This window comes from Mangrovihabitans endophyticus (assembly GCF_014646155.1).
GTDB classification, from domain to species: Bacteria; Actinomycetota; Actinomycetes; order Mycobacteriales; family Micromonosporaceae; genus Actinoplanes; species Actinoplanes endophyticus.
In genome coordinates, this window is record NZ_BMMX01000001.1 from 933,496 (window position 1) to 946,076 (window position 12,581).

10 protein-coding genes are annotated in these 12,581 nt (G+C 70.6%); 2 read left to right on the forward strand and 8 right to left on the reverse strand.

Translation table 11 applies throughout. From position 1 onward, the window contains the following. Nucleotides 1-5 precede the first annotated feature (5 nt). Both IEY73_RS03690 and IEY73_RS03695 read right to left on the reverse strand, forming a co-directional pair. Complete coding sequence (locus tag IEY73_RS03690) at nucleotides 6-596, reverse strand: rhodanese-like domain-containing protein (protein ID WP_189077535.1); 591 nt, start codon at nucleotides 594-596, stop codon at nucleotides 6-8. 112 nt (nucleotides 597-708) lie between these two features. Beyond that, complete coding sequence (locus IEY73_RS03695; protein ID WP_189077536.1) at nucleotides 709-4,620, reverse strand: glycoside hydrolase family 2 TIM barrel-domain containing protein; 3,912 nt, start codon at nucleotides 4,618-4,620, stop codon at nucleotides 709-711. Nucleotides 4,621-4,914: 294 nt separating this feature from the next. On the opposite strand from IEY73_RS03695, the gene IEY73_RS03700 reads away from it, so the two are divergent. Beyond that, entirely contained in the window at nucleotides 4,915-5,469 is a 555-nt protein-coding gene (locus IEY73_RS03700; protein ID WP_229715446.1) for a C40 family peptidase, read from the forward strand. Nucleotides 5,470-5,543: 74 nt separating this feature from the next. Here the strand turns inward: IEY73_RS03700 and IEY73_RS03705 are convergent, their stop codons facing one another. From IEY73_RS03705 to IEY73_RS03730, 6 genes are all read right to left on the reverse strand, one after another. Next, entirely contained in the window at nucleotides 5,544-6,998 is a 1,455-nt protein-coding gene (locus IEY73_RS03705; RefSeq protein ID WP_189077537.1) for an NAD-dependent succinate-semialdehyde dehydrogenase, read from the reverse strand. Between the two features lie 66 nt (nucleotides 6,999-7,064). Beyond that, nucleotides 7,065-7,457 carry a RidA family protein gene (locus IEY73_RS03710; protein WP_189077538.1) on the reverse strand — a complete coding sequence of 131 codons (393 nt, stop codon included), beginning with the start codon at nucleotides 7,455-7,457 and terminating at the stop codon, nucleotides 7,065-7,067. Then, nucleotides 7,454-8,311 carry a fumarylacetoacetate hydrolase family protein gene (locus IEY73_RS03715; RefSeq protein ID WP_189077539.1) on the reverse strand — a complete coding sequence of 286 codons (858 nt, stop codon included), beginning with the start codon at nucleotides 8,309-8,311 and terminating at the stop codon, nucleotides 7,454-7,456. Before IEY73_RS03715 ends, IEY73_RS03710 begins: the two co-directional genes overlap by 4 nt. Beyond that, nucleotides 8,308-8,757: a YybH family protein gene (locus IEY73_RS03720; RefSeq protein WP_189077540.1), complete on the reverse strand. Its 450-nt coding sequence runs from the start codon at nucleotides 8,755-8,757 to the stop codon at nucleotides 8,308-8,310. Before IEY73_RS03720 ends, IEY73_RS03715 begins: the two co-directional genes overlap by 4 nt. Before the next feature lie 16 nt (nucleotides 8,758-8,773). Next, the gene (locus IEY73_RS03725) at nucleotides 8,774-10,015 is read right to left on the reverse strand and encodes a DUF3500 domain-containing protein (RefSeq protein WP_189077541.1); all 1,242 of its coding nucleotides are present in this window, start codon (nucleotides 10,013-10,015) and stop codon (nucleotides 8,774-8,776) included. Nucleotides 10,016-10,025: 10 nt separating this feature from the next. Beyond that, nucleotides 10,026-11,297: an FAD-dependent monooxygenase gene (locus IEY73_RS03730; protein ID WP_189077542.1), complete on the reverse strand. Its 1,272-nt coding sequence runs from the start codon at nucleotides 11,295-11,297 to the stop codon at nucleotides 10,026-10,028. 226 nt (nucleotides 11,298-11,523) lie between these two features. Between IEY73_RS03730 and IEY73_RS03735 the strand changes: the two genes are divergently transcribed. Further along, nucleotides 11,524-12,570, forward strand: coding sequence for an ABC transporter permease (locus IEY73_RS03735; RefSeq protein ID WP_189077543.1), 1,047 nt, complete (start codon nucleotides 11,524-11,526; stop codon nucleotides 12,568-12,570). The last annotated feature ends 11 nt before the right edge of the window (nucleotides 12,571-12,581 follow it).

The window sequence follows — 12,581 nt, forward strand, 5'->3', positions numbered from 1 at the left end:
GGCACTCAGCTCCGGGCGCCGGCCAGCTCGCTCACGACGCGGTCGATGTCGCAGGTGGCGCCCCGGTTGAACGGCAGCCGGGACAGCATCGCGCCCATCAGGCAGCTATTGGTCAGTGCCGCCGTGACCAGGCCGGCGCCGATCGCCGCGGCGAACCATTGCGCCCCGGGAACGACCAGCGCGGCCAGGACGGCGAGCAGCACCAGCGCGCCGGCGACCAGCCGGACCTGGCGCTCGATGTCCCAGCGGTTGCGGCCACGCTTGACCGGTCCGCCGGCCTGCTCCCAGGCCAGCACGCCGCCGTCGAGCACGTGCACGTTGGACATGCCGATGCCGGTCAGCAACTGCTCCGCCTGCGTGGCGCGCATCCCGGACCGGCAGACCAGCACCACCTGATCGAGGTGGGTGCGCAGCTCGGTGCGGTGCTCGCGCATCATTCGCAACGGCACGTTGTAGGCGCCGGGGATGTGCATCGCTTCGAACTCGGCGGGCTCGCGAACGTCCAGCAGACGGGGGCCGTCGTCGCCGGCGAGCCAGCCGCGCAGCGCGGTGACGTCGAGCCGGGTCGGATGGGGGCGGGGTGTCGAGTCGCTCATGACGAACGGGCTTCCCTTCGCGGAGTCGGTGACGGGATACGCGTCTAATACCCCTGGGGGTATATGCAGACTCTAGTCCGGGAAGGGAGCGTCGCCAAGTCCGGCGGTTCGGTCAGCCCAGCGCGGTGCGCCGGCGGGCCAGGGCGGCGGGATCGTCCCGCCGGGTGAGCGGGCGCAGACGGTAGGTGTACTGGTAGTCCCGGTCGGCGAACAGCTTGTACTCGTCGTGGGTCTGCGCGCCCCAGCTATCGTCGCCCCCGACACCCATCTGCCGGTGATTCAGCCGCAGCACGACGTCCGCGCGCGGGGTGAGCTGGTAGCTGTGCCGCGCGCCGACCGAGAGGTCCTCCGGGGTGAAGTGGGAGGCGTTGACCTCGATCAGCGGTTCCCCGGTGGCGAGCAGCCCGGTGCCGTGCCGGTCGGTCAGGGCGATCCAGCGGACGTCGGTCCGGTTGCCGTTCTCCTGCGGCCGGATGTATTCCGTCCATTGTCGAGCCACCGTCGAGGTGTACCGTCCGACGTCGGAACCGGTGTGGCGATCCCAGTAGTTCTCCTCGGGTCCACGGCCGTAGAACTCGATCGCGTCCAGCTCCCTCGGCAGAAACAGCAGGGTGCCCACCTCCGGAATGTACGGCAGCGTGGGCGAGCCCGGATGCATCGTGGTGTCCACCTTGATCTCGGCGTTGCCGAAGATCGTGTACGTGGTGGAGTAGGAGGAGGGCACCGTCGTCGGGAGGGTGCCGTCGACCCTGATCACCGCCGCCGTCGCCGAGCCCGCGTCGACGGTGATGCCGGTGACCGTGCGGTCGGCGCCGGCGTAGCGCCAGGTGCCGTTGCGGCTCGGCTGCCCGTTGCCGCGATCGTTGTCGGTGGGCGCGCGCCAGAAATTCGGCGCCGGCCCGGAGGTCACCAGCCGGGTGCCCCGGACGACGTACGAGGTGAGCAGCCCCGTCGTCGGCGAGACGACCACGGTGAAGTCGCGGCCGGTGACGGTGATCGCCTCCGCGGTCTCGTGCACGGTCACGGGTGGCGCGCCGCGAGCCGGTGCCGCGGTGACGCTCGGGCTGCCCAGATCCACCGGCAGTTGCTCGCGGGCGACCTCGAATCCCGGAGCGGCCCACGGCGTGCGCGTCCGGGTGGTGAACGACAGCCGCAGGAAGAACTCCTGGCCGGGAGCCGTCCGGCTGGGCCGGCGCAGTGGCACGGCGATCGTCCGGCTGGATCGTGGCGGGACGTCCATCTGCCGCCGGGTCAACCGTCCGCGCTGCACGACCGCGCCGTCCGAGACCAGCTCCCACCGGCCGTCGTACGTGTTGACGTTGGTGAACAGATGCTCGTTGGTGATCGTGACGGAACCGGGGTCCGGGCCGCCCGCCGCGGTGACGTACTGGTAGACGTGCTTGACCTCGACGGCCTTACCGCCGAGCCGGCGGTCGGCGGTGAGGATGCCGTTGGCGCAGAAGTTGCCGTCATTGGGGTTGTCGCCCCAGTCGCCGCCGTAGGCGAGGAAGCTGCGCTCGTCCGGCTGCTGCTGCGCGTACCGGGCCGTCGCGGTGTCGAACCACAGCCGGACCGCGGGGTCGTCGGCGTCGCGGCCGTCGGAGCCGAGATCGGCCGCGCTGAGCGCGCGGGCGTACACCCGGCCCGCGCGGATTGTTCCGCTGAAGACGCGGTCCGGGTTCTCCGCGTCGGTGCCGAGCGCGATCTGCGCGGTCGTGCTGTCCGGCGCGCGGTCCGTGGTCCGGCTCGTCGCCTGGCCGTCGAGATAGAGCGTGAGCGTGTTCGCCGCGTCGTCGAAGACGCCCGCAACGTGGTGCTCCCGGGCGGTCCAGTCGTCCGGCAGGGCCGCGGTGACCGAGATCCAGCCACCCGAGTAGATGAAGAATTCGAGATTCGCGTCGGTCTGCTTCAGCGAGTACTGGTGGTCGCCACGGGCGACGATGGGCTGATGCCCGCCGACCGAACTCGGCGTGACCCACGCCTCCAAGGTCAGCGAACCGGTGAGGTCCAGAGCGTCGTCCGCCTCGAACACCGCACCGCCGGTCAACCCGGTGCCGCGGTCGAATTCCGCCGCCGGAGTGAGCTCGGCGGTGAGCGCCTCCGGGCCGGTCTCGGTCAGCAGTTTGCGCGGCGGGGTGGGCCAGCGTAGCGCCTGGTCGACGAAGTCCCAGATGAACCCGCCCTGCAGGATCGGGTACGCGCGGACGATGTCCCAATACTCCTTGAGGTTCCCGGTGGAGTTCCCCATCGAGTGCGCGTATTCGATCATGATGTAGGGCCGGGTGTCCGTCGTGTCGTGCGCGCGTTGCTCCACGGTTGACGGACGTTCGTACATGCGGGAGCGGATGTCGCTCACCTCGGGCCGGTTGTCGCCCTCGTAGTGGATCACCCGCGTGGTGTCGTACCCGCGGATCCAGTCGTGCATGGCGACGAAGTTGCTGCCGCCCCCGGCCTCGTTGCCCAGCGACCAGATGACCACGCACGGGTGGTTCTTGTCCCGGTGCACCATCCGCCGGGCGCGGTCGACCACGGCATCGGTCCACTCCGGATTCGAGTCCGGGTAGCGGTCCCGGATGCCGTGCGTCTCCAGGTTGGTCTCGTCCAGCACATACAGGCCGTAGGCGTCGGCGAGTTCGTACCAGGACGGGTTGTTGGGGTAGTGCGAGGTGCGGTGCGCGTTGATGTTCATCCGCTTCATGAGCCGGATGTCGGCGACCATGTCGTCGCGGGTGAGCGCGGCGCCGCGCGCCGGATGGATCTCGTGCCGGTTCGTGCCGTGCAGTTTCACCGGCTGACCGTTGATCCGCATGAGGCCGTCGACGATCGCGAACTCGCGGAAGCCCACCCGCGCGGACAGGGTCTCGATCGCGTGGCCGGACGGGTCGCGCAGCACCAGGACGGCGGTGTAGAGGTTCGGTTGTTCCGCCGACCACAGCCGCGGCGCACGCACCGCCTTGGCGGCCTCGGTGGTGACGTCCTGGCCCGCGGGCGCCGAGCCGACGTCGATCCGTTGGCGCAACGGTTCGCGCCACACCGGGTGGTGGGCGTCGTCGTAGAGCTGAGTCTCCACCGTGTACGTGCCGTGGGCCGGCTCGCCGTACGCGCGTACGGCGGCGGTGACTGCCAGGTCGGCATGGGTGTAGTCGTCACGCAGCGGGGTGTCGAGCCGGAAGTCCCGCAGGTGCACGGTCGGCGTGGAGAACAGGTAGACCGACCGGAAGATGCCGGACAACCGGATCATGTCCTGGTCCTCCAGCCAGTCGCCGTCGCAGAAGCGGTACACCTCCACGGCGACCCGGTTGATCCCCGGCTTCAGGTAGCCGGTGACGTCGAATTCGCTGGCGTCGTAGGAGTCCTCGCGATAGCCGACGAGACGGGCGTTGACCCACACGTAGAACGCCGACTTGACGCCCTCGAAATGCAGGAAGGTCCGGCGACCGGACCAGCCCGCGGGCAGCCGGAAGGTGCGGCGGTAGTGGCCCACCGGGTTGAACCGGGTCGGCGCGAACGGCGGTTGCGCGTTCTCGTTCTCGCCGTTGGCGCCCCACCACGGGTACGTGATGTTGGTGTAGATGGGGAAGTCGTACCCGTGCAGTTGCCAGTTCGACGGCACCGGGATGGTGTCCCACGAGCGGTCGTCCACATCGTCGCGATAGAAGTCGGGGTCGCGCTGGTCCGGACGGCTCACGTGCCGGAACCGCCACGGGCCGTCCAGGTCCAGGCGGTACGGCGAACGCGTGCGGTCGCCGGCCAGCGCGCCGGCCAGCCCGGCGTAGGGCATCAGCGTGGCGTGCGGCTCTTCCGCGTTGACCGCGAACAGCCGCATCGTGCCGTTCCACTCCGGCAGCCCGGACGGCAGGTCCGCCGCGGGGGAGGCCCCGGCCGCCGCGGCGGCGGCCGTGCTCGCCGCCGGTGCGGCCACCGACGCCGCGGGCAGGGCCAGCCCACTCAGCAGAGCGGCCGCGCCGCCCTCAAGAAATCCGCGGCGACTGACCGACCCGGGCCGGTCCGACGAGGGCGACATGGTGGCACCACCTCGTTTCCTGGCGACCCACAGAATCGCACTCAATCCATCGAAGGTCAACGCTGTCTGGGCGCGGTGCGGGGCCGTCGATCGGCCCGGATCATGGTCGCTGACCTGCCGATGTGTCCGGCGAATTTCGCGAATGCAAACGGCGTGCCGCCGTGATCCGTTAGCGTGTCTGTGAAGCTCACGCGGCGCCGCCGGACCGGCTGCCGCGCTCGAATCCCAACTCGACAGCGCCCGGAACCCGCCACGTTCGGTGGCACCAGCCCGGCGGCTGGCGTGGGTGATCGCGTGAGTGCTCCGGGCCGGATCCCGGAGACCACACTGACTGCAAGCCTGACCGCGGCCGCGACGGCGCTGCTCATCCTCCTCGCCCCGGCGCCCGCGCACGCCCAGCCCCGGCAGCTCGCCCAGCCCCAGCAGCTCGCACCGATGCCGACGAGCGAACTGCTGGCGGCCCGAAGCCACTACCAGGTCACCCGGTACTCGCGCGCCGCGATAGCGGCCCGGCACGCGCGGGCCCGCGCCCGGGTCGTCGCGTACGCGCGGGCGCAGCGCGGCAAGTGGTACGCGTACGGGCAGATGGGCCCGGCACGCTACGACTGCTCCGGCCTGACCCTGGCGGCGTTCCGCCGCGTCGGGGTGCGGCTGCCGCACTCGTCATCCGCCCAGGCACGCCGCGGACGGCGGGTGAGCCGGCCCCGCGCGGCCGACCTGGTGGTCTACCGCGGGCACGTCGGGATCGCGGTGGGCCGGGGCCGGATGGTGGACGCACCTGGTCGCGGCCAGCAGGTGGTGGAACGCCGCATCTACGGCCGCCCGGTGTACCGGCGCCTGTTCGGCTGAACGCCGTGCGCGCGACCCGGCTTGTTCAGCGTTGTCGTGGTCGACAGGATCCGGTGCCGCGCCGCCACCGCGCTTCACACGATCAGCGTGTACTTGGTCTCCAGGTATTCGCCGATGCCCTCGGCGCCGCCCTCGCGGCCCAGGCCGGACTGCTTGATGCCGCCGAACGGCGCCGCCGGGTCCGAGATCACCCCGGCGTTCAAGCCCATCATTCCGGACTCGATGCGGTCGATCATGCGTTGTCCGCGGGCGAGGTCGGTGGTGTAGACGTACGCCGCCAGGCCGTACTCGGTCGCATTCGCGCGCGCGACGGCTTCGTCCTCGTCGGCGAACGTGGTGACGGCCAGCACCGGCCCGAAGATCTCTTCGGTCAGGATCGCGGCGCCGTCGGGCACTCCAGTCAGCACGGTGGGGGCGTAGAACGTGCCCGGCCCGGCGAGCGGCGCGCCGCCGCACCTGGTGGTGGCGCCCCGGCGCACGGCGTCGGCGACCAGACCGTCCACTTTGCGCACCGCCGTCGCGTCGATGAGCGGCCCGATCGTCACGCCGTCGTCGGTGCCGCGGCCGACGCGCATCGCCCGCACCCGCGTGGCGAGACGTTCGGTGAACGTCTCGGCCACGGATTCGTGTACCAGGAAGCGGTTCGCGGCGGTGCACGCCTGGCCGCCGTTGCGGAACTTCGCCGCGACCGCCCCCTCGACCGCCCGGTCCAGATCCGCGTCGGCGAACACCAGGAACGGCGCGTTGCCACCGAGTTCCATGGAGCATGTCAGCACCGTGTCCGCGGCCTGGCGCAGCAGCCGCCGCCCGACCGGTGTCGACCCGGTGAACGAGAGCTTGCGCAGTCGCGGGTCGGCGAGGATCGGCGCGCTCACCGCCGCGGCGGCCGAGGTGGTGATGACGTTGAGCACCCCCGCCGGCAGTCCCGCCTCCTGGAGCAGGGCGGCGAAGTGCAACGTGGTGAGGGGTGTGAGTTCGGCGGGCTTGATCACCACCGCGCATCCGGCGGCGAGCGCGGGCGCCACCTTGCGGGTCGCCATGGCGAGCGGGAAGTTCCACGGGGTGATGAGGTAACAGGGGCCGACCGGTCGCCGGGAGACCACGATCGTGCCGGTGCCGGCCGGGTTGCGCTGGTGCCGGCCGGCCACCCGCGTCGCCTCCTCGGCGAACCAGCGGAGGAACTCGCCACCATAGCGGACCTCGGCACCGGACTCGGCCAGCGGCTTGCCCATCTCCAGCGTCATGAGCAGGGCGAACTCGTCGTCCCGCGCCATCAGCAGCCGCCACGCCTGATGCAGGATCTCGGCGCGCCGCCGGGGCGCCTCGGCCGCCCACGAGTCCTGTGCGGCCACCGCCGCGTCCAGGGCGGCAAGGCCGTCGCCGGGCGAGGCGTCCGCGATGCGGGCCAGCTCCCGCCCGGTCGCCGGGTCGGTGACGGGCACGGTGCCGCCGGTCGCGGCGTCGGTCCAGGCGCCGTCGATGAGCAGCCGGGACGGCACCCGTGTGAGCAGCTCGCCCTCATCGATCATCGGTTGCCGCCTGGCGCGGCCACGAAGCCGATCATCGCGCGCCGCCGGGCGCGGCCACGAAGCCGATCATCCGGCGTCACCGAGCACCGCGACGAAGTCGCACTGCACGAGCGTGCGGCCGTCGAAGTCAGCCGCGAGGGCGTGCCGAGCCGGGCGGTCGTCCGGGTCCGGGAACATCGCCTCCCACTCCCGGTTGAGCGCCGCCCGGTCGCCGCGGTCGCGCAGCCAGACCGTCATCTTCGCGATGTCTGCCGTGCCGCCGCCGGCCGCCTCGACGATGTCCCGGACGTGCCGGAACATGTTCGCGCACTGGGTTTCCACGTCGGCGGGCATCTCGCCGGTGTGCGGGTCCCGGCCGGTGATCGCGCCGGAGAAGACGAACGGCCCGATGCGGCTGGCCGCCGGCACCGGGTTGACATGGCTGAACCCTGCGACATGGACACTGCGCCGACTGCTCATGCCGCGGCCACCACCCGATTCTCGATCGCGCCCAGGCCGTCGATCTCGGCGCGCACCACGTCACCGGGCCGGAGCCAGTTCCTGGTGGGTGCGCCGATGCCCGCCGGGGTGCCGGTGGCGATGACATCGCCCGGCATCAGCGTCATGACCGTGGTGAGCTCCGCGATCTGGTCCTCGATGCGGTGGATCATGTCGTCGGTGGTCCAGTTCTGCCGTTCCTCGCCGTTCACCGTGAGCCGCATCCGCAGGCCGTGCGGATCGCTGACCTCGTCCGCGGTGGTCAGCCAGGGGCCCATCGGTCCGTGCGTGTCGAACGACTTGCCGAGGGTGAACGTCGGCGATCGCTGGACCAGCCAGTCACGCACCGACACGTCGTTGGTGACCAGGTATCCGGCGATGACCGACCGGGCGTCCGGCGGGGCGACGTCGCGGCAGCGGGCGCCGATGACCACGCCCAGCTCGATCTCGTAGTCGAGCTGGTCGGACACCACCGGTTTGACGATGTCGGCGTGCGGGCCGACGATGCACGACACCTGTTTGTTGAACCACAACTGGTTGACCGGCACCGCAATGCCGGCGGCCCGGGCCTCCTCGGCGTGCGCCTTGTAGTTCATGCCGATCGCCAGGTATTTCTGCGGGTCGTCGATCGGGGCGTCGAGGATCACGTCCGGCAGGTCGTGGCGCGGCCCGCCGGACGCTTCGATCACCGCGCGCATCCTGGGGAGCCGGGGCAGCAGCGCACGCATCGAGGTGCCGACGCCGGGCACGCCGGACAGGTCGGTCACCCGGCCGTCGTCGACGCGGCCCAGTCGGCTGCGGCCGTCCTCGCGGGTGTGGAAACGGGCGAGTTTCACGGCTGCCCTCCCTCCGACGGCAGGGCGGGCCACGCCTGCTCGCCGTACGGGGTCATCTGGAAGCTGACGAACCGCCAGCCGCCGGGCTCGGCATGCCGCAGCACTTGAGTGGCCACCCCGGCGAGGGTCCGCTCGCCGCCGTCCGCGGTGCGTAGCCGGTTGGTGATCGGCCCGGTGACCACGGCCACCTCGCCGATCAGTCGGATGACCAGGTCGCCACGGGTGATGTCGAGGTAGGCACGGCGCGTCGCGGTGTGTTCCAGCAGTTGTCGCTTGCCGTGGATCAGGCCGGGGGCGTGGATGTGCACCAACGTGTCGTCGAAGAGCTCGTCGAGGACATTCAGATCGACGTCGATCAGTGCCCGCTGGCGGCGTCGTTCCACGGCGTGCACCTGCGCTGCGGTCCGCGGATCGGGCCAGCGGACGGTGGCGGAGCCGAGATTCATGCGGGTCATCCCCGATCTAGTGTGGATGGCCGGCCGCGGCGTAATGCTGGCGCAGCAGGTCCTTGCCGTAGTCGTTGCCGTTGGGGGTGCGCACGATGGTGTGCACGTGGAAGCGGGCCGGCTCGGAGTTGGTCAGCCAGACGCCGGTGTGGTTGTCGAACTCGACCAGAATGACCGGGCTCTGCACCCGGTAATAGAACGGTGAGACGCCGTCGGTGGGCCCGATCCAGCCGAACCAGGTGTCGTCCATGGCGGCCTCGACCTGGCGGATGCGGGCCTGGAAGGAACGCCGGGGCAGCAGGTCGAGGAAGCTGGCCACCACCTCGCGCAGTCGTTCCTGCTGGGCGCCGGTCAGCGTGCGGGCGTTGACCCCCTCGTACGGGATGATGCGGTTGTCGCGGTAGGCGCCGGCGAGCTGGCGTTCGTCGGCGAAATGCCAGCGGTCGGCGGGCATCGCCGGATCCCGCATCCTCCGGTACGTCTGCGCCCGCTCCCGCTGGTCCCGCGGCAACGAGAGCATGAGTTCGATGCCGGTCAGCGCTTCGCGCCGGAACAGTTCGAACTCCTCGCCGTCGCCGCGGTCGATGGTGGTCGGCTCGGCGCCCAGGAACGTGGGGGAGAGGACGATCTGCCCTCCGCGCACGAAGCAGTTGACGGCCAGGTGGTGCCCGTACAGGTTCCAGCCCCACGGTTCGGTCTCGCCGGGCTCGCCGAACAGCAGGAAGTGATAGCTCCAGTCGTTCATGATGGTGCGCAGGTCGTACAGCTCGCCGAGGAAGAGATTCGCCGAGCGCACCCGTTCGGTCTTGACGTACCCGTCGTCGCTGAGGCAGGCGCGCATGAGCGCGGCGACCGCGTCCCGCACCCGCGCATCGACCTGGTCGAGCCGGATGCCGTGGTCGTTCATCGGCCATTCCGGGTTGTACCAGTCGCGCCACTGCCCGGCGTCGATCGGGTATCGCGCCCGCGCCGTCTCGCCCTCGGTCATCGTGTCGAGCAGCCCCCGCGCCGCGGCGGTGGCGGCGCGCACGTCGAAGCCCTCGTCGGCGAGCGCGTACCGGCCCTCCAGCACCGTGCCGTCGGTGGTGATGCCGCGGAACGGTTGCCGGTAGAGGTCCTGCCAGAGCGCGATCAGGCCCCGGGCGCGCTCGGTGGCCCGGATCGGTTTCGCGTACGTCCAAGGGTCGAGCCCGCGGGCTTCGGCGAGCCGGGGGGAGTCGGCGGGAATCAGATAGTCCCGGTAGTCGGCGCTGGTCATGGCCGGCCTGTCAACGCGCCTGCGGCGCCGCGGAGCGGAACCCGGTCGCCTGGCCGTGCGCCCAGCCGGGTCGTGGCTGACCGACCAGCTTGTGATAACGGCTGAAGATCTCGTCGGCCTCGGCGAGCGGCAGCACCTTCTCGATGTCGTCGAAGCGCTCGCCGTCGGTGCGCTCGGCGACCATCCGGCGGATCACCTCGTATCCCTCGCCGCGGTGCGCCATCACGATCCGGTTCACCGCCTCGCGCCGCTCGTCCTCGTATGCCTGCAGCGCGGCGACCGGGTCGTCGATGGTCGCCAGCTTCCGCGCGATCACCGTGCCGTCCACGAGCGCCTGGCAGGCTCCGTTGCCGCCGCGCGGATACATGGCGTGCGCCGCGTCGCCCAGCAGCGCGACCCGGCCGTCGCACCAGGAGTCCAGCGGCTCGTGGCGGATGAGCGGGAACAGGTAGACCTCGCGGGCGGCGCGCAGCATCTCCTGCACGTCCAGGAAGGGGATCCGGCACTCGTCGTAGTAGTGCAGGACCTCGTCGACCGTGCCGCGCTGGTTCCAGTCCTCGACGGACTCCTCGCGGGTCGCCTCGACGACCCAGTTGACAAGCGTCAGGCCGGTGCCCTCGAAGTCGTCCCGGAGCGGGTAGACGATCATGCTGGATTTCCGCGGGTCGCCGATGTGCAGGATGGTGCCGCCGGTCTTGAACGGCTTCATCAGGGTCGTGCCGCGCCACATCGTGATGCCGGAGTAGGTCGGGTCGGCGCTGTCCGGGTGCATCTGCCGGCGGGCGACGGACTTGATGCCGTCCGCGGCGATCAGCACCTCGTGCCGCACCTGGCCGGTCGTGCCGTCGGGATGTCGCAGCGTCACCGTGACACCGGTGTCGTCGTGGGCGTAGCCGAGCATGCGACGGCCGGTCACCACGGTCGCCGCGCCCAGGCGCTCGCACACCTTGCGGTAGAGGAACATCTGAAAGTGTCCACGATGGACGAACCGCTGCTCGTAGAGGTAGCCCATGTGCACGCCGCAGAGCTCGGCGTAGATCTCCTGGCCGTGGTTGGTGAAGAACAACGACTCCTGGGCGTCGATGGAGATCTCCCGGAACTCGTCGAGCAGGCCGAGCTCGTCGAGTTCCTTGGTGGCGTAGACCTTGACGTCGATGCCGACGCCGAGCGGTTTGAGCTCACCGACCGCCTCGTAGACGACGGGCCGCAGGCCCTGCTGGTGAAGCCGCAACGCGGTCATCAGACCGCCCGGTCCGGCTCCGACGATGGCGATGTCGGGCATCGGCGCTCCTCGGTGGTCGCGGCCCGGCGCATCCGGCCGGGCCAAGAGCAAGTCTGACGCGGATCGTATGCGAACTCGTGCACGGTATCAACTGCTACGTTACGAGCAGCCTCAATTTCGTATACGAGAATGTTGCAAGATTGCGTTGAGCGTTACGCATGAAGTCATATACGATCTGCGGCAGCCAGTGGCCGAGGTCACATGCACCGACCCTCTAGGGGGCGAGATGACGACGCACAGCAACCAGACGCTTTCCGCCGATCCGGGTCCCGCGGAACCGGAGACGGCCGCCTCCGCGGCGGCCCGGGGCCGCCGGCCGGGCGCGGCTCTCTCGGTCGGCCGGCTCGGGTCCCGGTTCGCGGCACTGGTCGTCTGGCTGGTGCTGGCGGTCCTCTACGCGGCGCTGCGGCCGGAGACGTTCCTCACGCGGGGGACCTTCCAGACCATCTTCGGCTCGCAGCAGGCCCTGGTGTTCCTGACCGCCGCGCTGCTCTGCACGATCATCGTCGGCGAGTTCGTCGACATGTCGGTGGCCTCGAACTTCGGCTTCGCCGCGGTGCTCGTGGCGGTGCTCAACGTCCATCACCACTGGAACGTGTGGATCGCCGCGGTCGCCGCGATCGCGGTGTCCACCCTCGTCGGGCTGGTGAACGGCTGGCTCGCCGTCCACCTCGGAGTGAACACCATCGTGGTGACTCTGGGCATGGGCACATTCCTGCTCGGCCTGGGACTGTGGATCACCGACCTGACCCCGGTGTCCGGCATGCCGTCCGGCTTCGCCCAGATCGCGCTCCACCCCATCGCCGGCCTCCCGGCCGGGTTCTACGAGGGCCTGGTTCTCATGCTGGCCTTCGCGTACGTCATGAGGTTCACGCCGCTGGGACGCAACATGCGTTTCGTCGGGGCCAACCGCGAGGTCAGCCGGCTCGCCGGCATCCGGGTGAACCGGCTGCGCCTCGGGGCGTTCACCGTCGCCGGGCTGATCGCTGGCGCCGGCGGGGTGATCGCCTCGGCGGCGACCGGGGGATTCGACGCGACGGTCTCGCAGTCCTACCTGCTCCCGATCTTCGCGGCCACCTTCCTCGGCACGGCGATCCTCGAACCGGGCGCCTTCAACCCCCTCGGCACGCTGCTCGCCGTCTACTTCCTCGCCACCGGCATCCTCGGGCTGCAACTGCTCGGCGCGGCCGGCTGGGTCTCCTCCGTCTTCTACGGCGGCGTGCTGATCATCGCCGTCACGCTGGCCACCCTGCTGCATCGCAGGGCGGCCTGACACCTCTCCCG